The sequence below is a fragment of the Pseudomonas sp. PME37.24/006 genome (genome assembly GCF_055556635.1).
In genome coordinates, this window is record NZ_JBVHNL010000001.1 from 600,791 (window position 1) to 619,791 (window position 19,001).

Sequence of the window (19,001 nt, forward strand, 5' to 3'; positions counted from 1 at the left end):
GGTGGGTTCTTTCTGAGGTTGGGTGATCGTTCCCATGCGGAGCGTGGGAACGATCAATCAAAAGAAACGCTTGAGGCTGAAAGAGCTTTCAATCCACGGCTTTGAGCATGTCTTCGATGACCTTCTTGGCGTCGCCGAATACCATCATGGTCTTGTCCAGGTAGAACAGTTCGTTGTCCAGGCCGGCATAGCCGCTGGCCATTGAGCGCTTGTTGACGATGATGGTCTTGGCCTTGAAGGCTTCGAGGATCGGCATGCCGGCGATGGGCGATTTCGGATCGTTCTTCGCTGCCGGGTTGACCACGTCGTTGGCACCGAGCACCAGTACCACATCGGCCTGGCCGAACTCGGCATTGATGTCTTCCATCTCGAACACCTGGTCGTACGGCACTTCGGCTTCCGCCAGCAGCACGTTCATGTGCCCCGGCATGCGTCCAGCCACCGGGTGGATGGCGTATTTGACCGTGATGCCCTTGTGCGCCAGCTTTTCGGTCAGTTCCTTCAAGGCGTGCTGGGCACGGGCCACTGCCAGGCCGTAGCCGGGCACGATGATCACGCTGTCGGCGTTGCCGAGCAGGAATGCCGCATCGTCGGCAGAGCCGGATTTCACCGGGCGCTGCTCTCCACTGCCTGCTGCCGGGCCTGCATCCGTCGCCCCGCCAAAGCCGCCGAGAATGACGTTGAAGAACGAGCGGTTCATCGCCTTGCACATGATGTACGAGAGGATCGCGCCGCTGGAGCCAACCAGAGAGCCGGCGATGATCAGCATCGAGTTGTTCAGCGAGAAGCCGATACCGGCCGCCGCCCAGCCCGAGTAGCTGTTGAGCATCGACACCACCACCGGCATGTCGGCGCCGCCAATCGGGATGATGATCAGCACGCCGATGATGAAGGCCAGGGCCACCAGCATGGCGAACGCGGTCAGATTGCCGGTGAAGGTGAAGTAAAGACCGAGCGCGAGGATCGTCAGGCCAACAGCCAGGTTGATCAGGTGCTGCCCGGCGAACTGTACCGGTGCGCCCTGAAACAGGCGGAATTTGTACTTTCCAGACAGTTTGCCGAAAGCGATCACCGAGCCGGAGAAGGTGATGGCGCCGATGGCCGCGCCCAGGAACAGCTCCAGGCGGTTACCGGCAGGAATCGGGTCGGTAATGCTGGCAACGATACCCAGTGATTGCGGTTCGACCACAGCGGCGATGGCGATGAACACGGCGGCCAGGCCGATCATGCTGTGCATGAAGGCGACCAGTTCCGGCATCTTGGTCATCTCGACGCGCTTGGCCATGATTGAGCCGGCGGTGCCGCCGACCAGCAGGCCGACGATCACGTAGCCGATGCCCTGCACGGCCAGTTCACTGCCGAGTTTGTAGATCAGACCGAAGGTGGTGAGCACGGCGATGGTCATGCCGACCATGCCAAAGGCATTACCGCGCCGCGAGGTGGTCGGGTGCGAGAGGCCCTTGAGCGCCTGAATGAAGCACACCGAGGCCACGAGGTAGAGGAGGGTGATCAGGTTCATGCTCATCGATTACTTCTCCACCGGGGCTTTCGGGGCCTTCTTCTTGAACATTTCCAGCATGCGCCGGGTAACCAGGAAGCCACCGAAGACGTTGACCGCCGCCAGGGCCACGGCCAGGGTGCCCATGGTCTTGCCCAGTGGGGTGACGGTCAGCGCGGCGGCCAGCATGGCGCCGACGATGACGATGGCAGAAATTGCGTTGGTCACCGCCATCAGTGGGGTGTGCAGGGCTGGGGTGACGTTCCAGACCACGTGGTAGCCGATATAGATGGCCAGCACGAAGATGATCAGGTTGTAGATGCCGTCGGAAATCAGATCCATCGGGGTGATCCTTTTCTTGTAGTGATTGGCCCTCTCCATAAAGAGAGGGAGGCCATCATTTGTTGATGCGCACGATTTCGCCGTCTTTGCACATCAGGCAGGCAGCAACGATGTCGTCTTCCAGATTGAGGTGGAAGGCGCCGCTCTCGTCGATCACCAGCTTGAGAAAGTCGAGCAGGTTGCGGGCATACAGCGCTGAGGCATCGGCGGCGACCAGGGCCGGCAGATTGCCGTGGCCGATCAGGGTCACGCCATGCTTGACCACCACCTTGTCCAGTTCCGTCAGTGGGCAGTTGCCACCCTGGATCGCGGCGAGGTCGATGACTACCGAGCCGGGTTTCATGTCGGCGACGGTGGCTTCGTGCAGCAGCGTGGGCGCCTTGCGACCTGGGATAAGAGCAGTGGTGATGACGATGTCGGCCTGTTTGGCCCGTTCGTGCACCGCCCTGGCCTGGCGCTCCATCCACGAGGCGGGCATCGGGCGGGCGTAACCGCCAACGCCTTCGGCGCATTCGCGCTCCTCATCGGTCTCGAACGGCACGTCGACGAACTTGGCACCCAGGGATTCGATCTGCTCCTTAACCGCAGGACGCACATCGGAGGCCTCGATCACCGCGCCCAGCCGTTTGGCCGTGGCGATCGCCTGCAGACCGGCGACACCGGCACCGAGGATCAGCACCCGAGCGGCTTTCACCGTGCCGGCAGCAGTCATCAGCATCGGCATGAAGCGCGGGTAATGGTTGGCCGCCAGCATCACCGCCTTGTAGCCGGCGATGTTGGCCTGGGACGACAGCACGTCCAGGCTCTGGGCGCGGGAGGTGCGCGGTGCCGCTTCCAGGGCGAAGGCGGTGATGCCGCGCGCGTTCATGCGCTCTATGGTTTCCACACTGAACGGGTTGAGCATGCCGACCAGTACGCTGCCGGGCTGCATGCGAGCCAGCTCGGTGTCGTCTGGCGCAACCACCTTGAGAATCAGCGCCGCGCTGAATGCGGCGCCAGCATCGCCGATGCTCGCACCCACCGCTTCATAGGCACTGTCGGTAATGCTGGCTGCGATGCCGGCACCGCTTTGAACGGTGACCTGATGGCCCTGGCCAATCAGCTTCTTGATGGTTTCCGGCGTCGCGGCAACCCGCGTTTCGCCTGAATAGGTTTCGAGGGGAACACCAATGTGCACGCTTGCATCTCCTGCGATCGTTGCAGATTCACCCGGGGGGCGACGGAGGTACGGTATCGACTAAAGTCGATAGCCCGCATTCTGCAAAGGAAGCGGATCAGTAAGCAATATTCATGGAGCGTTTATTTAGCATGACTACAAGTTATCGGAGATATTGTTATTTTTCATGTTGAATTATTATGATAAATAACCGAATTAAGTCGTTAATTTCATGAAAATTGATGCTATCAGGAATAAATGTCTGAAAATTTGGTTGATTGTCTTTTTATCAGGTGCGACGAGGTGTCACACCTTTCAAGATCATTTGCGGGTGGTTGAGCAGGGTTTTTGATCGTTATGTAGCGATATTCAGTTTGTGCTACAAGGTGTGGAGGCCGTATCGCTGGGCATCGGAACCTGGGTGTCGCCTCGCTCGACGCCAAGCTACACAGGGGGCTGCGGTGCTTGGCTTCGCAAGCGCCGCTGTCGGTAAGACTATGTGAGTCGAACAGGCCGAAAGCTGTTCATGAGGCGTGCAGCCGAATGGCACGCCTGCGGTGTGATCGTTAAGCCGTAGCCTGGGTTGAGCGAAGGATACCCAGGGCTGCAGTCCCGGTGCGATCAGCCCGTGCGCCAGGTGATTTCCTGCACGCCGTCGGCGCTGATGCGCAGCCACTGATCGGCCTGCTCATTGCTTTCCTCTTCTTCCCAGCTGCCAGGCGCGCAGCGGACTTCCACATCCAGAGCGGCGTAGGCAGCCTGCGCGCAGGCCAGGTCGTCTTGCCATGGCGTGGCGTCGCTCTCCAGGTACAGGCTGTGCCATTTGCCAACGGCCTTGGGCAGCCAGGTCACCGGTACTTCGCCAGCGCGGCACTGGAAGGTCTGACCTTTCTGTTGCCAGTCGGAGCAGGGGCCCAGGGCTTGAGTCAGCCAGGCGGCAATGGCCTGGTGATCGGCGTCCTTGAGGTAAATCTCGATATCCGGTTGGCGCATTTTCATCCTCATCTGGTCGGGGCGCTCAAGGCGCGTCACGCTCGATCCAATCGTAGCGGATGGCGATGGTCACTTCGAAGTTTTCGGCAATCACCGCAGCGCGGCGTTCGGCACTAGCGCGCCAGCCATGGGGCGTCATCGCCAGCAGGTCGGCTCGTGCTTCTGGCGTGTCGAGCAGCAGCGGGAAGCTCAGGGTTTCGCTGTGCGCCAGGCGCATGCCCGGCGGGATCAGCTCTAGGTGTTTCTGGTCATCGTAATCGCGCACTTCGTCGTAGAGCTTCTGACGCAGCTCCATCAGGTGCTCTCGAGTAGGCCCCATGCGCAATAGGCCACCGCCGGGAGCGAGCAGGCGTTTGGCTTCCTGCCAGTCCAGCGGGCTGAACACACTGGCCAGTAACTGGCAGCTGGCGTCGGCCAGGGGCACGCGGGCCATGCTGGCGATCAACCAGTTGAGCTGAGGAGCACGCTTGCAGGCACGTTTCACCGCTTCTCGGGAGATATCCAGGGCATAGCCGTCGGCCTCTGGCAGCGCCTCGGCGATCTGCGCGGTGTAATAACCTTCGCCACAACCGATATCCAGCCACTGCTGCGGGCCGTAGCCGGCCGCCAGTTGTGCCAGTCGGGCAGCCAGCGGCGCATAGTGGCCGCCATCGAGAAAGCGCCGACGCGCCTCGACCATGGCGGCGTTGTCGCCTGGGTCGCGGCTGTTCTTGTGCTGCACCGGCAGCAGGTTGAGGTAACCCTGGCGCGCACGGTCGAATCGGTGGTTGGCGGGGCAGGCCACGCCGTTGTCGACGGCCTGCAGCGGCGCTTGGCAGATCGGGCAACTGAGCATCAGGCGAGCAGCTTGACCAGGGTCTGGTAGTAGATCTCGGTGAGTACATCGAGATCGCTGGCCAGTACGCGTTCATTGACCTGGTGGATGGTCGCGTTGACCGGGCCGATCTCTACCACCTGGGTGCCGAGGGTGGCGATGAAGCGGCCATCGGACGTACCGCCGCTGGTGCTTGGCGTGGTTTCGCGACCGGTCACGCTGCGGATGCTGGCGCTGACCGCATCGAGCAGGGCACCTGGCTCGGTGAGGAACGGCAGACCCGAGAGCGCCCATTCGATGTGATAGTCCAGGCCGTGCTTGTCGAAGATGGCGTTGACCCGCTGCTGCAGGCCTTCGACCGTGGATTCGGTGGAGAAGCGGAAGTTGAACACCGCGGTCAGCTCGCCAGGAATCACGTTGGTCGCGCCAGTACCGGAATTGAGGTTGGAGACCTGGAAACTGGTTGGCGGGAAGAACGCATTGCCGTCGTCCCAGTGCTCGGCGGCCAGTTCGGCCAGGGCCGGGGCGGCCAGGTGAATCGGGTTCTTCGCCAGGTGTGGGTAGGCCACGTGGCCCTGGATTCCGCGTACGGTGAGCGTCGCACCCAGAGAGCCACGGCGGCCATTCTTCACCACGTCGCCGACCAGCGATGTGCTCGACGGCTCGCCAACGATGCACCAGTCGAGGCGCTCGTTGCGCGCGGCCAGGCGTTCGACCACGGCCTTGGTGCCATGGTGGGCAGGGCCTTCTTCGTCGCTGGTGATCAGAAAGGTGATGCGGCCCTTGTGGTTCGGGTATTCGGCGACGAAGCGCTCGACGGCGATGATCATCGACGCCAGGCTGCCCTTCATGTCGGCGGCACCACGGCCACAGAGCATGCCCTGCTCGTCGATCAACGCTTCGAACGGACTGTGCTGCCAGGCCTGTACCGGGCCGGTGGGCACTACGTCGGTGTGGCCAGCGAAGCACAGTACCGGGCCATCCTGGCTGCCATGGCTCGCCCAGAAGTTGTCCACGTCCTCGATGCGCATGGCTTCGATGGCAAAACCCACAGCCGCGAGGCGGCGAATCATCAGCTCTTGGCAGCCTTCATCCAGTGGTGTCACGGATGGCCGACGGATCAGATCGCAGGCGAGCTCGAGGGTGGGGGACAGGGCCGTCATGGGAACTCCGGTAAAGTAATGCGCGTAAAGCAGTGCAGGGCGGGAAGGGCGCATAGCTTAAAGCAAAACGCGCCTGCCTCGTAGGCGTTCAGCCTTTTGGCGCTACATGGAAAGGCGCTTCGCTTGACCCGGCTACAAGAGCCGATGCAGTTCGCACCCGTAGCCTGGCGTTGAGCGAAGCGATACCCAGGGATTGTTTGCGCGGTTGCCGCTCACCAACCCGAAAAGAAAACGGCGGCCAATTGGCCGCCGTTGTCGTGTCGCTCACCGGGATCAGGCGTTCTCCGCCTCGGTCTGTACCACCGGAATTTCCAGCGGTTTCGGGCTGGACGACAGCAGTGCCATGATCAGCGCGGCGAGGTACGGCAGCGACTGCACCAGCAGCATGACCACCCAGAACTTCACGTCGTAGCTGGGCAGCCCCTGAACGATGGCGATACCCAGCGCGCCGCCCCACAGCAGGAGCATGATGAAGACTTCTTCACGGGCTTCGGCGAGGGCCACCATCAGGCCGTGGCTGGAGCGCATCTTCGGCGTACGGAAGAACGGGATGGACTTGGTGAACATGCCGTACAGCACCGCCTTGGCGATGGTGTGCGACAGCGCCAGCCCGGCTATCGCTGCGCAGGCCGCATCCTTGAGGTTGACCCCGACTGCTCGCTGATACAGGAAGATGATCTTGCCGACCTTGAACAGGAACAGCGTCAGTGGCGGGATCGCGAAGATCAGCAGCGGCGGGTCGACCCGTTGCGGCACGATGATCATCGCCGCCGACCAGAGCAGGGCACCTGCGGTGAAGAAGATGTTCAGACCATCGGCGACCCAGGGCAGCCAGCCCGCCACGAAGTGATAACGCTGACCACGCTTGAGTTCGCTGCCTTTGCCAGCGAGCAGTTCGCGGGCGTGTCCCTTCATGATCTGAATGGCGCCGTAGGCCCAGCGGAAACGCTGCTTCTTGTAGTCGATGAAGGTGTCCGGCATCAGCCCCTTGCCGAAGCTGTCGTGGGCATAGGCGGCGGAATAGCCTTTCTCGAACACGCGCAGGCCCAGCTCGGCGTCTTCGCAGATGGTCCAGTCGGCCCACTTCAACTCGTCCATCACGGTACGGCGGATCATGGTCATGGTGCCGTGCTGGATGATCGCGTTGCGGTCGTTACGGGTCACCATGCCGATATGGAAGAAGCCCTTGTACTCGGCGTAGCAGAGCTTCTTGAAGGTGCTTTCCTCACCGTCGCGATAGTCCTGCGGTGACTGCACCACGGCGATCGACGGATCGGCGAAGTGCGGCACCATGTGCTTGAGCCAGTTGCGGTCGACGCAGTAGTCGGAGTCGATCACCGCCACCACTTCGGCATCCGGTGCGGTGTGCGGCAGGATGTAGTTCAGCGCGCCGCCCTTGAAGCCATGCAGCGGCGCCACGTGGAAGAAGCGGAAGCGTGGGCCGAGCTCTTCGCAATAGTCGCGCACCGGCTCCCACACCGCAGGATCCTTGGTGTTGTTGTCGATGATCAGGACTTCGAAGTCTGGATAGTCGAGGTTGGCCAGGGCATCCAGGGTCTGTTTGACCATCTCCGGCGGCTCGTTGTAGCACGGCACGTGGATCGACACCTTGGGGCGGTAATCGCTATCGCCCAGCACCGGCGTGAAGGGTCGCCGTCGTTGTGTCCACACCGTTTCGGCCAGTTCGTGGGCCTCCGTGAGCAGGACGATGAACACGCCGATGGCGCCGACGCCGAGCAGCAGCCCGACCAGCATGCTGAACCAGGTGCTGTACTGCTGGCTGTAGTCGTAGCCGATCCACACCAGGGCCGAGCCGCCAGCGAAGGCGACGAAGGTCAGGAAGGTGCGCCCACGCTGGTGCAGGGCGCTGCCGTCGATGAGCATCAACGCCAGGGAAAGTAAGGCCATGACTACCGAGGCAACTGCCAGCAGTCGCCATTGCGGAATGGCCACCACCGGGCCTTCGAAATTGAATTTCGCATTACGGTCGAGGTTGTAAACGCCCCAGTAGGCGCCCACGGAACCTTCGTCGCCGGCCTTCCAGGGCTGGTCGAACGCCTCGATCACGAAGTAGTTGTAGCCCTGGGCGTTCAGCGTGGTGACCAGGGTACGCAAGTAGATGGCCTGATCCGCCTGGGTCGCTTCGGCGCCACCGCGCACGCGGCCGTTGCTCGGCCAGCCGACCTCGGAGAGCAGCAGCGGTTTTTTCGGGAACAGCTTCTTCAGATCGCGGGCGCGATCGAGGGTGAACTGCGTGGAATCCTGCATGCGCATGAACTCCCAATACGGCAGTACGTGCGCCGCGATCAGATCCGCGTGGTCGGCCAGCTCCGGGTATTCCTCCCAGATGTGCCACTGCTCGGAGGTGGTGACCGGCACCTTGACCGCCGAGCGCACCCGATCCATATAGGCGGTCAGTTGCTTGACGGTAACCTCGCGGCGGAACAACGCCTCGTTGCCGACCACTACGCGCACGACGCTACGCGAGGTATTGGCGATCTCGATGGCCTTGGTGATTTCGCGCTCGTTGCGTTCTTCATCGGGGCTGATCCACACGCCCAACGTCACGCGCAGGCCGAATTCCTCGGCGAGCAGCGGAATCTTGTCCAGCGCGCCGTCTACCGAATAGGTACGGATGCTGTCGGTCTGCTTGGAGAGCAGCTCGAGATCCGAACGCATTTCCTCGTCACTGGGATAGACGCCCGTTTGCGGGCTCTGTCCCTGACGGAACGGCGAGAAGGAATAACCGGATACCTGCTCGGGCCAGTCCGGCGCGGTCACAGGACGGTTGTAGAGCGCCCAGATACCGGTGAACAGGGCGGCAATAGCCAGGAAAACAATCAGATTGAGGCCGAACTTGCGCGAAAGCATGCTGTGTCAGGTTCCGAAAGGTGGAACGGGGAGAGGGCCGGCGAGCGCCGGTTGGCGCGCATGCTACTCCGTCGTTGAATGACTGTATAGCACAGCCCGGAGCGCTTGTTTGAGTATGAGCCGCAGCGTTTTCAGTGGCACCGGGCGTTCAGCTACGAAGCCTGCCAGATGGTGCTTGGGGTGAACGCCCAGGCTTCCTATAATGCGCGCCCAGCAAGAGGAGCCCGCATGTCGTTCGATGAACAGCGTTTCGCCGGAATTGCCCGGCTTTATGGCCGTGAAGGCGCCCAGCGGCTGGCGGCTGCCCATGTGGCGGTGGTCGGGATCGGCGGCGTCGGCTCCTGGGTGGCCGAGGCGCTGGCGCGCTCCGGGGTGGGCGAGATCTCGCTGTTCGATCTAGACGATGTCTGCGTCAGTAACACCAACCGGCAGGCTCATGCGCTGCAAGGGCAGGTCGGTCGTGCCAAGGTCGAGGTGATGGCCGAGCGCCTGCGGGCCATCAACCCAGCCTGCGTGGTGCATGAGGTGGCCGATTTCGTGACCCGTGACACCATGGCCGACTACATCACCGTCGAGCTCGACGCCGTGGTCGACTGCATCGATAGCGTGGCAGCCAAGGCGGCGCTGATCTCCTGGTGCAAGCGCCGCAAGATCGCCATCATCACCACCGGCGGTGCGGGCGGGCAGATCGATCCGAGCCAGGTGCAGGTGGGCGATCTGAACAAGACCTTCAACGACCCGCTGGCAGCCAAGGTGCGTTCCACGCTGCGTCGCGATTACGGCTTCTCACGCACGCCGGGGCGCAACTACAGCGTGCCCTGCGTGTTCTCCACCGAGCAGCTGCGTTACCCCGGCGCCGATGGTGAGATTTGCCTGAGCAAGGCCTTCGTCGGCGAGGGCGTGAAGCTCGACTGCGCTGGCGGCTTCGGTGCGGTGATGATGGTGACTGCGACCTTTGGCATGGTGGCGGCGGCGCGCATCGTCGATCGTCTGGTCGCGGGGGCCCGGCGGCCCTCGGAGCGGCTCGTGCCTCAAGCCTAAGTAGGCTCGATCAGCCGACGCATCTGCTGCAGCACTGCGTTCATGCCGTTGGCGCGCGAGGGCGATAGCTGGCGCGAGAGGCCTAGGCCGTTGAACCAGTCGGCGACATCCAGCTCTGCCAATTGCTCGGCACTCAGGCCGTTCACGCGCGCCAGTAGCACGGCCAGCAGACCGCGAATCAGGCGAGCGTCGCTGCTGGCGCGGAAATGCCAGTTACCGTTGCGCTGTTCGCCGCCCAGCCAGACCAGGCTCTCGCAGCCGTTTACGCGGTTCGCTTCGCTGCGCTCTGCTTCGTCGAGAGGCTCCAGTCGCTCGCCCCACTGCATCAGCAGGCGTGCACGCTGCTCCCAGCCTGGGCAGGCGCTGAATGCGTCGAGGGCTTCACGGGCATTGTCGGGCAGGCTCATCGCAGCAGCTCCAGGGCCTTGTCCAGTGCGGCGAAGAAACGCTGCAGATCGCTTTCGTCGTTGTACAGGGCGAGGGATACGCGGATCGCGCCGTTCACCCCCAGCCGTTGTAGCAGCGGCATCGCGCAATGATGGCCGACCCGTACGGCGATGCCTTGCTCGGTGAGCAGGTGGGCAAGGTCGCCGCTGTGTACGCCGTCTACGGTAAAGCAGGCCAGCGCCGTTTCCGGCTCGCCGAGCAGGCGCAGACCCGCGTAGCCGTGTAGGCCGGTCAGCAGCATGCGGTGCAACGCGGCTTCGTGGTTGTTGATGGTTTCGGCGTCGAGGCTGCGCAGGTAGTCCAGCGCTGCGCCAAGGGCGATGACTCCGGATACCGGTGGCGTACCGGCTTCCAGGCCGAGCGGCGCGTCGCGAAAGGTCGAGGCGAGGTAGTCCGCCTGCTGCACCATTTCACCGCCGAACTGCCAATGCTGCAGGCGCTGTAGTGCACTGCGCCGGCCGTAGAGCAGGCCGACGCCATCGGGGCCATACAGCTTGTGGCTCGAGCAGACGTAAAAGTCGCAATCCAGGGCCTGCATGTCCTGACGGCCGTGCACGATAGCCTGGGCACCGTCCACGACCGTCAGGGCGCCTTGATCGCGGGCCTGCCGAATCAGCGCGTGCAGCGCTTGCCTGCGCCCCAGCACGTTGGACAGTTGGCTGATCGCGAGCAGCCGCGTGCGTGGGCCGATCAGCGTGGTGGCCTGCTGCAGGTCGATATCGCCCTGGGGCGTCAGTGGCAATACCACTAGATTCAGGGCCTTGCGCGCGGCCAGTTGTTGCCAGGGCAGCAGATTGGCGTGGTGCTCGGCGGCGCTGATGACGATCTCGTCGCCAGCCTCGAACAGGTGTTCCAGCCCATAAGCGAGCAGGTTGAGGGATTCGGTGGCGCCGCGGGTGAAGATGATTTCCTCACGGTCGGCGGCATTCAGCCAGCGGGCGGTCTTGTCGCGGGTGTCTTCGAAGGCGCGGGTGGCGCGCTCGCCGGGCAGATGCTGGGCGCGGTGCACATTGGCGGCACCACCGGCGTAGTAGGCCAGCAGGGCATCGAGTACCGCTTGCGGTTTCTGCGCCGTGGCGGCGCTGTCGAGGTAGGTCTGGCCTTCGCGGTCGAGGGCCAGCATGCCGGGGAAATCGGCGCGCCAGGGGGAAATCAGGGTCATCCGGATCTCATAACGCTAAATGTAAAAGCGGGCTGCGCCCGCGATGATCATCAAGTCTATCGCGTGCACAGCCCGCTCGGGCAAAGCCTGGCTCAGTTGTGAGCGTGCAGGGCTTCGTTCAGCTCGATGGCCGACTTGTTGGTTTTGCACTCCACCGCGCCACTTTGCGAGTTGCGACGGAACAGCAGGTCGGCTTGACCTGCCAGGTCACGACCCTTGACCACCTTGACCAAGTTGTTCTGGTCGTCGAGCAGTGCGATCTTGGTGCCAGCGGTCACGTACAGGCCAGCTTCGACGATGTTGCGGTCGCCCAGCGGGATGCCGATACCGGCGTTGGCGCCGATCAAGCAGCCTTCGCCCACGGAAATGACGATGTTGCCGCCACCGGACAGGGTGCCCATGGTCGAGCAGCCGCCGCCCAGATCCGAACCCTTGCCGACGAATACGCCAGCGGATACGCGGCCTTCGATCATGCCTGGGCCGGCGGTGCCCGCGTTGAAGTTGACGAAACCTTCGTGCATCACGGTGGTGCCTTCACCGATGTAGGCGCCTAGGCGGATGCGTGCGCTGTCAGCGATACGCACGCCGCTAGGTACCACGTAGTCGGTCATTTTCGGGAACTTGTCCACCGAGAAGACTTCCAGCAGGTCGCCCTTCAGGCGGGCTTCCAGTTGACGCTCGGTCAGTTCGACCAGATCCACCGCACCCTGGCTGGTCCAGGCGACGTTGGGCAGCAGCGGGAAGATGCCGGTCAGGTTCAGGCCGTGTGGCTTGACCAGGCGATGGGACAGCAGGTGCAGCTTGAGGTAAGCCTCGGGGGTGCTGGTCAGGGCGGCATCTTCGGCCAGCAGGGTGGCGACCAGCGGCTTGGCGCTTTCCGCCAGGCGGGTGAGCAGGGCGCTCTGTACCGAGTCGATATTTTTCAGGGCACTGGCCAGTTCACCGGCCTGCTGGTTGGTCAGCGCAATGGCCTGGTTGCCGCCGCTGTAGCCGAGCTTCTCGGTGACCTTGGCGACCAGTTCGGCGCTCGGGTTGAGCAGGGGCTGTGCATAGAACACTTCCAGCCAGGTGCTTTGACGGTTTTGGGTGCCGACCCCGAAGGCCAGGCTGAACAGGGTGTTGGACATGAGCTTTTCCTTGCAACGAATTCGATTTAGGTAACGGTATCAGGCCAGTTCGGCGGCATAACGCTCGGGTTTGAAGCCGACCAGCGTACGCGCGCCCAGATCCAGCACGGGGCGCTTGATCATCGACGGTTGGGCCAGCATCAGTTCGATGGCTTTGGCCTGGTCGAGATCGCTCTTCTGGGCGTCGTCGAGTTTGCGAAACGTGGTGCCGGCGCGATTGAGGATGGTTTCCCAGCCGTGCTCGTCACACCACTTCTGCAGGTTGCCGCGGTCTATGCCGGCGGTCTTGTAGTCGTGAAACTGGTAAGCGATACCTTGCTCGTCGAGCCAGGTACGGGCCTTCTTCATGGTGTCGCAGGCCTTGATCCCATAAAGGACGTTACTCATTGATTTCCCTCGGAAGGATTCCACTCGTCGAATCCTCCTCAATACCTTGTTAATAGCGAGCGGTGGATTATGCCACGTCGGCCCGGCTTGCGGCGCTGTTACGGTATAACTCAACTGTCATGCCCTCCGCAGCCTGTATCCGACGCGTTAGAATGCACGGCCCATGCGAGCCATGCGGCCTTGTTCGTAAAGGATCTCTGCCACCATGCAGCTTCTCTACACCATCCTGATCATGTTGCTGGTGGTCAGTGGTACCCGTATCAGTGCCCAGTTCATTCCCCTGCCACTGCCGATCCTGCAGATTGTGATCGGAGCACTGCTGGCGATACCAGTACTGGGGCTGCATGTAAGGCTCGACCCCGAGCTGTTCCTCCTGCTGTTCATTCCGCCGCTGTTGTTCGTCGATGGCTGGCGCATGCCCAAGGGGCAGTTTCGCAAGCTGCGTACGCCGATCCTGTTTCTCGCTTTCGCTCTGGTGTTCTTCACCATTCTCGGTGCGGGTTATTTCATTCATTGGTTGTTGCCTCAGGTGCCGCTGGCGGCCTGTTTCGCGCTGGCGGCGGTGCTGTCGCCGACCGATGCGGTGGCCGTTTCGGCGATCACCCACGGGCGCTTGCCGAGCACCCTGAATAACTTGCTGCAAGGCGAGGCGCTGATGAACGATGCCTCGGGTCTGGTGGCGTTCAAGTTCGCTGTGGCGGCGACTCTGACGGGTGTGTTTTCTCTGAGTGATGCCAGCCTGCAGTTCGTGCTGGTGGCCGTCGGTGGGCTGTTGATCGGCATGGCGCTGAGTTATCTGTTGGGGCGCTTGCGGGCCTGGATGATCGCCCGCGGCTGGGAAGAGCCAGCGCCCCATGTGTTGCTGATGCTGTTGCTGCCTTTCGCCGCCTACGTGGCCGCCGAGCACCTGGGGCTGTCGGGCATTCTCTCGGCGGTTGCCGCCGGAATGATGCAGAGCCGCCTCGACCTGCTGCCCCGCCAGACCACCACGCGCCTGCTTAATCGCGGTGTGTGGGCGATGCTCGAATTCACCTTCAACGGCCTGATCTTTCTGCTTCTGGGTCTGCAGTTGCCGGACATCATCAAGGCAGTAATCGGTGATCACGCTGACGGCTGGCAGCTGCTGCTTCCGGCCTTGGGCTACGTACTGGCGGTGTATGCCGTGCTGATGACACTGCGCTTTCTGTGGGTCTACAGCTACTGGCGCACCTCCGGCATGCTGCGTCGCTGGCGCGGCAAGTCGACCCGTTTCGCCGGGCAGTCGCGCCTCGCCCTGACTGCAGTGCTGACCCTGGGTGGCGTACGGGGCGCCGTGACGCTGGCCGGCGTAATGTCGTTGCCGCTGTTGCTCAATAATGGCCAGGCGTTTCCCGAGCGTGATCTGCTGATCCTCATCGCTGCCGGGGTGATCCTGCTGTCGCTGCTGGTCGCCAGCGTGGCGCTGCCGAGTCTGCTGCCGCTGCTGCCCCAGGACAATGTGGCGCGCCAGGAGGGCGAGCTCAATCGTCATCGTGCCCAGGTGCTGCAGGCGGCCATTCGTTGCCTGGAGGCCGACGATGAAAAGGCCGCAGATACCGACGGTGCAATCGCTGCGGCCGAGATTCGCGCCAAGCTGATGAGCGAATACCGTGACCTGCTCGAACGCACCCGAACGCGCAGTGTCGAGGAGTCGCGCGACAACCAGCGCCAGGCCGACCAGCTGGAATATCGCATGCGTCTGCATGCGCTGCGCACCCAGCGCCTGGAGCTGTACCGGATGCGCAAGGAACACCAGTTAGACGACGACATGCTGGCGGAGATTCTTCGCGACCTGGATAACGCCGAGGCGCGTCTGCTCAAGGGCTGAGTCAGGGTTGGTAATGCTTCAGCTCCCGGGCAATCAAGATGCGTTGGATCTCGCTGGCGCCCTCGTAGATCTGGGTGATGCGCGCATCCCGGTAGTAGCGCTGCACGGGGAAGTCCTCCAGGTAGCCGTAGCCGCCATGCACCTGCAGCGCCTTCGAGCACACGCGCTCGGCCATTTCCGAGGCGAACAGCTTGGCCTGTGAGGCTTGTGAAAGGCACGGCTGGCCGGCACTGCGCAGGCGGGCGGCGTGTAGGGTGAGCAGGCGAGCGGCGTTGATCTGGGTGTGCATGTCGGCGAGCAGGTTGGCGATGCTCTGATGCTCGCCGATGGGCTTGTCGAACTGCACCCGTTCGCGAGAGTAGAGCAGCGCGGCCTCGAAGGCGGCGCGGGCGATGCCGACGGCCTGAGCGGCGATACCGATGCGTCCGCCTTCGAGGTTGGACAAGGCGATGCTAAGCCCCTTGCCGCGCTCACCGAGTAGATTGCTGGCGGGAATGCTGCAGTTCTCCAGGGCGATGGCGCAGGTGTCCGAGGCGCGAATGCCCATTTTGTGCTCACTGCGTTCGATGCGAAACCCGGGGGTGCTGGTCGGCACCAGAAAGGCTGAGATGCCCTGCTTGCCGAGCGTGGCATCGGTAACCGCAAAGACGATCGCCAGACCGGCGCGGCGGCCGTTGGTGACGAATTGCTTGGCGCCATTGAGTACCCAGTGGCCATCACGTAGTTCGGCACGGGTGTGTAGGTTGTGGGCTTCAGAGCCGGCCTGCGGTTCGGTCAGGCAGAAGCAGCCGATCACCTCACCACTGGCCAGGCGCGGTAGCCATTCGTCCTTCTGGCTATCGCTGCCGTAATTGAGCAGCGGGCCGCAGCCTACCGAGTTGTGCACGCTCATCAGGGTGCCGGTAGCGGCATCGGCGGCGGAGACTTCCTCGATGGCCAGCGCATAGGCCACATAGTCGAGATAACTGCCGCCCCAGGTGTCCGGGACGATCATTCCCAGCAGACCCATTTCGCCCATCTGGGCTACCACCGCATCATCGATCCAGCCGGCTTTTTCCCACTCTGCTGCGTGGGGGGCGATGGCGCGCCGGGCGAACTGTCGGGTACAGTCGCGGATCATGCGTTGTTCGTCGTCCAGCTCGATGTCGTGCATAGCGACCTCTCTGTTGTCATTGGCCCACGCCGGATCACGGCAAGTGGGTAGGTATGGCCCTCACGGATCGCGTGGCTGGCCTGACTACAGGGTCGCCCAGTAAAGGGCTAATCGCAAACGCTGGAATGTGCGCGGTGACGGGCGTCACCGCGCACTAGGTCAGTTCTGCTGGCGCAACTGGTCGAGCAGGTTGCTGTCCGGGTAGCCATCGGCCGGCCAACCAAGCTGCAGTTGGAAGGCACGAATCGCTTTGCGCGTGTTGGCGCCAATGATGCCGTCCGCATGGCCAGAGTCGAAACCACGGGCGTTCAAGCGCTCCTGCAGTTCGACACGTTCGCTACGGCCCAGTTGCCGATCGCCTTCCGGCCAGGCGCCCTGCACGCCATTGCCACCGCGTAGGCTATCGGACAGCAGGCCGATCGCCAGTGCGTAGGACGTTGAGTTGTTGTAGCGCAGGATGCTGCGGAAATTGCTCAGCAGCAGGAACGCCGGTCCCCGGTGTCCAGCGGGCAGTAGTAAGGTGGCGCTGGCATCGTCACGTGGGGAACCTAGTGGCTGCCCAACTGGGTGTATGCCAAGGGCACGCCATTCGCTCAGGCTGCGGCGCACTTCCGGGTCGGCCAGGGCGTAGTCGAAGCCCTGCGGTAGTTGCACTTCGAAGCCCCAGGGCTGGCGCAGTTGCCAGTTTGAACCTTGCAGGTAGTGAGCCGCCGATGCCAGCGCGTCGGCCTGAGACGTCCACACATCGCGCTTGCCGTCACCGTCGAAGTCCACGGCGTGTTCGTTATAGGTGGTGGGCATGAACTGGGTCTGGCCCATGGCGCCGGCCCAGGAGCCGACCAGGCTTTCCGGGGCGATATCGCCGTGCTGGAGAATCTGCAGAACGGCCAGCAACTGGCTGCGCCAGAAGGCCTGACGGCGGCCTTCATAGGCGAGCGTCGCCAGGGAGCGCACCACGTTGTGGCTGCCGATGTTGCTGCCGAAGTTGCTTTCCAGGCCCCAGATGGCGACCAGTGTTTCCGCGTCGACGCTGTAGCGCTGTTCGATCTGGTTAAGCATGGCGCGATTCTGCGTCAGCAAGATACGGCCACGAGCGACGCGGCTGGGGGAAACGGCCCCTTTCAGGTATTCCCATACCGGGCGGCTGAACTCTGGCTGACTGCTGTCGGCCTTGACCACATCCGGGTTGGGGACGACGCCCGCAAAGGCGCGGTCGAACAGGGTCGGGCTGATACCTGCGGCCATCGCGTCGCTGCGCAGCAAGTCACGCCACTGTTCGAAACTCAGTTGTTCTTGAGCAGGCTGAGTGAACGCGGTGTTGGTTGGAGTAGTACTCTGCGGGGTGCTCGGAGCTGCCAGGGGCTGGGCAGGGGCGTCGGCACAGGCCGTGAGCAGAAGCAGAAAACTGGCCGCAGCGGTGACAGGCAGGCCGCGAGTGAACAGGTTGGGCATGATTATCTCAACACGTTTTGCAGGCGAGCACCTTAGCACGGATGAGCGGGAATGCGGGCTGTACGAGTGTTCAGACCGCCTTTTTCGACAGCCCCAGAAACGAAAAAGCCTCCCAGTTCTGCTGGGAGGCTTGGCGGCGGTAGCTGCCTTTTCCTTTGCCGGGGCGTTCTTGGCGTGAGCGGAACAGCGGCTGGGCGATGATGGATTTGGCCTTGTTCGGGCGTGCTTTTTTGCTCATGGCATGTCCTTGGTCAAGACTCGCGTCGATGCGAGCGGAACAAATCATGCGCCGCTAGTGGGGTAATGTCCACACCTGAAGTAGGTGTTAAGCACCTGTTCACGATCTGCTGCGCGTCGGCCCTGCTGCGTTAAAAACAAGCTGGATTGCGAGCCCAGTCAGAATGCTCATTTCCAGCTTGTAAACTCTGCTTGCTCGTTTGTTTCTGTGGGGCCCGCCCAGGCCTTGCATGTCTCTAGCTCAGTCGTGAACAGGTTCTACGCGCCGAGCTTCAGGCGTTGACCGGCCATCATCAACACCAGACGCGACAGGCTGGCCCATGGATCGCCGGCGGCTTGACCTTTGACCTGTGCATCGATCTGCTGGGCATCCATCAGCAGCGCATTCCAACGCGCGGGCGAGTGACGCTGCAGGGCTTTGCTGACCAACGGGCGGCGTTTGTCCCATACAGGAGGGCGTGCCGAAGCGAAGGCCTTGTCCAGCGGCACGCCCTGGCTGAACTGATAGGAAATATTGGCCAGTTGGCGCAGCTCGCGGGCCAGCATCACTACGATGAACAGCGACTCCTGGCCTTCTCCACGCAAGCCATCAAGCATCCGCAGGGCGTGGGCGGCTTCGCCATTGAGGATGGCATCGATCAGGCCGAACACATCATAACGGGCGCTGTCGGCAACGGCTGCCTGCACGGTGCCGGCATCAATCTGCTGGCCGTCTGCGAGTAGCTTGAGTTTCTCGATCTCCTGGGCTGCGGCCAGCAGGTTGCCTTCTACCCGGGCGGCGATCAGGTCTATCGCCTCGGCAGTGGCGTTCATGCCGGCCTGGGCCAGGCGCTGACGAATCCACTGCGGCAACTGGCTGGCGTCCACCGGCCAGATCTGCACGAACTGGCAATGGGGGCCGTCGATCAGGGCCTTGGCCCATTTGGTCTTCTGCGCGTTGCCGTCGAGCTTGGGCAGGCTGATCAGTAGCAGGGTGTCTTCCGGCGGCCGACCCAGGTACTCGATGATCGCTGCTGCGCCCTTGTCGCCAGGCTTGCCGTTGGGGATGCGCAGTTCGATGACGCGCTTCTCGGCGAACAGCGACATGCTGGCGCCGGCTTGATAGAGCACGCCCCAGTCAAAGTTGGCTTCGGCGTGAAACACCTCACGCTCGCTGAAACCTTGCGCGCGGCTGGCGTTGCGAATGGCGTCGCTGGCTTCCTGGCACAGTAGTGCTTCGTCGCCGCAGACCACGTAGACGGGAGCCAGGGAGCCTTGAAGGTGTTTGCCGAGTTGGGCGGGGGCGAGTTTCATGGGTCGAGAAACCGAGGGG

17 protein-coding genes are annotated in these 19,001 nt (G+C 62.8%); 2 read left to right on the forward strand and 15 right to left on the reverse strand.

Annotation, left to right across the window (positions count from 1 at the left end; translation table 11 throughout):
• Positions 1-88: 88 nt before the first annotated feature.
• The 7 genes from ACZ3GY_RS02775 to ACZ3GY_RS02805 all read right to left on the reverse strand — a co-directional run bounded on the left by ACZ3GY_RS02775 (position 89) and on the right by ACZ3GY_RS02805 (position 8,837).
• A complete protein-coding gene (locus ACZ3GY_RS02775; RefSeq protein ID WP_465908852.1) occupies positions 89-1,525 on the reverse strand; it encodes an NAD(P)(+) transhydrogenase (Re/Si-specific) subunit beta in 1,437 nt (478 codons plus the stop codon).
• A 3-nt stretch (positions 1,526-1,528) separates the two neighbouring features.
• Positions 1,529-1,840: an NAD(P) transhydrogenase subunit alpha part 2 gene (locus ACZ3GY_RS02780; RefSeq protein WP_225834826.1), complete on the reverse strand. Its 312-nt coding sequence runs from the start codon at positions 1,838-1,840 to the stop codon at positions 1,529-1,531.
• Positions 1,841-1,895: 55 nt separating this feature from the next.
• A complete protein-coding gene (locus ACZ3GY_RS02785) occupies positions 1,896-3,017 on the reverse strand; it encodes a Re/Si-specific NAD(P)(+) transhydrogenase subunit alpha (protein WP_465908853.1) in 1,122 nt (373 codons plus the stop codon).
• Positions 3,018-3,617: 600 nt separating this feature from the next.
• A complete protein-coding gene (locus ACZ3GY_RS02790) occupies positions 3,618-3,989 on the reverse strand; it encodes a hypothetical protein (protein ID WP_225834816.1) in 372 nt (123 codons plus the stop codon).
• Positions 3,990-4,014: 25 nt separating this feature from the next.
• On the reverse strand, positions 4,015-4,824 hold the full coding sequence (locus ACZ3GY_RS02795; protein WP_465908854.1) for a putative RNA methyltransferase: 810 nt from the start codon (positions 4,822-4,824) through the stop codon (positions 4,015-4,017).
• A complete protein-coding gene (gene dapE, locus ACZ3GY_RS02800) occupies positions 4,824-5,966 on the reverse strand; it encodes a succinyl-diaminopimelate desuccinylase (RefSeq protein WP_465908855.1) in 1,143 nt (380 codons plus the stop codon). Before dapE ends, ACZ3GY_RS02795 begins: the two co-directional genes overlap by 1 nt.
• 273 nt (positions 5,967-6,239) lie before the next feature.
• Positions 6,240-8,837, reverse strand: a complete 2,598-nt coding sequence (locus tag ACZ3GY_RS02805; protein WP_465908856.1) for a glycosyltransferase — start codon at positions 8,835-8,837, stop codon at positions 6,240-6,242.
• Between the two features lie 228 nt (positions 8,838-9,065).
• On the opposite strand from ACZ3GY_RS02805, the gene tcdA reads away from it, so the two are divergent.
• Entirely contained in the window at positions 9,066-9,878 is an 813-nt protein-coding gene (tcdA, locus tag ACZ3GY_RS02810) for a tRNA cyclic N6-threonylcarbamoyladenosine(37) synthase TcdA (RefSeq protein ID WP_465908857.1), read from the forward strand.
• Here the strand turns inward: tcdA and ACZ3GY_RS02815 are convergent.
• The 4 genes from ACZ3GY_RS02815 to ACZ3GY_RS02830 form a co-directional block, all read right to left on the reverse strand.
• Positions 9,875-10,285, reverse strand: coding sequence for a SufE family protein (locus tag ACZ3GY_RS02815; protein WP_465908858.1), 411 nt, complete (start codon positions 10,283-10,285; stop codon positions 9,875-9,877). The two genes, tcdA and ACZ3GY_RS02815, sit on opposite strands and share 4 nt — an antisense overlap.
• Entirely contained in the window at positions 10,282-11,487 is a 1,206-nt protein-coding gene (locus ACZ3GY_RS02820; protein WP_465908859.1) for an aminotransferase class V-fold PLP-dependent enzyme, read from the reverse strand. Before ACZ3GY_RS02820 ends, ACZ3GY_RS02815 begins: the two co-directional genes overlap by 4 nt.
• 92 nt (positions 11,488-11,579) lie before the next feature.
• A complete protein-coding gene (dapD, locus tag ACZ3GY_RS02825; RefSeq protein ID WP_225834785.1) occupies positions 11,580-12,614 on the reverse strand; it encodes a 2,3,4,5-tetrahydropyridine-2,6-dicarboxylate N-succinyltransferase in 1,035 nt (344 codons plus the stop codon).
• 39 nt (positions 12,615-12,653) lie between these two features.
• Complete coding sequence (locus tag ACZ3GY_RS02830; protein ID WP_465908860.1) at positions 12,654-13,001, reverse strand: ArsC family reductase; 348 nt, start codon at positions 12,999-13,001, stop codon at positions 12,654-12,656.
• A gap of 205 nt (positions 13,002-13,206) precedes the next feature.
• Here ACZ3GY_RS02830 and ACZ3GY_RS02835 point away from each other — a divergent pair, with 205 nt between their 5' ends.
• On the forward strand, positions 13,207-14,847 hold the full coding sequence (locus tag ACZ3GY_RS02835; RefSeq protein WP_465908861.1) for a Na+/H+ antiporter: 1,641 nt from the start codon (positions 13,207-13,209) through the stop codon (positions 14,845-14,847).
• 1 nt (position 14,848) lies between these two features.
• Here the strand turns inward: ACZ3GY_RS02835 and ACZ3GY_RS02840 are convergent, their stop codons facing one another.
• The 4 genes from ACZ3GY_RS02840 to holA all read right to left on the reverse strand — a co-directional run bounded on the left by ACZ3GY_RS02840 (position 14,849) and on the right by holA (position 18,982).
• The gene (locus tag ACZ3GY_RS02840) at positions 14,849-16,000 is read right to left on the reverse strand and encodes an acyl-CoA dehydrogenase family protein (protein ID WP_465908862.1); all 1,152 of its coding nucleotides are present in this window, start codon (positions 15,998-16,000) and stop codon (positions 14,849-14,851) included.
• 159 nt (positions 16,001-16,159) lie between these two features.
• Positions 16,160-17,452 carry a lytic murein transglycosylase gene (locus ACZ3GY_RS02845; RefSeq protein ID WP_465908863.1) on the reverse strand — a complete coding sequence of 431 codons (1,293 nt, stop codon included), beginning with the start codon at positions 17,450-17,452 and terminating at the stop codon, positions 16,160-16,162.
• 70 nt (positions 17,453-17,522) lie between these two features.
• Entirely contained in the window at positions 17,523-17,690 is a 168-nt protein-coding gene (gene arfA / locus ACZ3GY_RS02850) for an alternative ribosome rescue factor ArfA (RefSeq protein WP_463563838.1), read from the reverse strand.
• Between the two features lie 257 nt (positions 17,691-17,947).
• Entirely contained in the window at positions 17,948-18,982 is a 1,035-nt protein-coding gene (holA, locus tag ACZ3GY_RS02855; protein ID WP_465908864.1) for a DNA polymerase III subunit delta, read from the reverse strand.
• Positions 18,983-19,001: the final 19 nt, after the last annotated feature.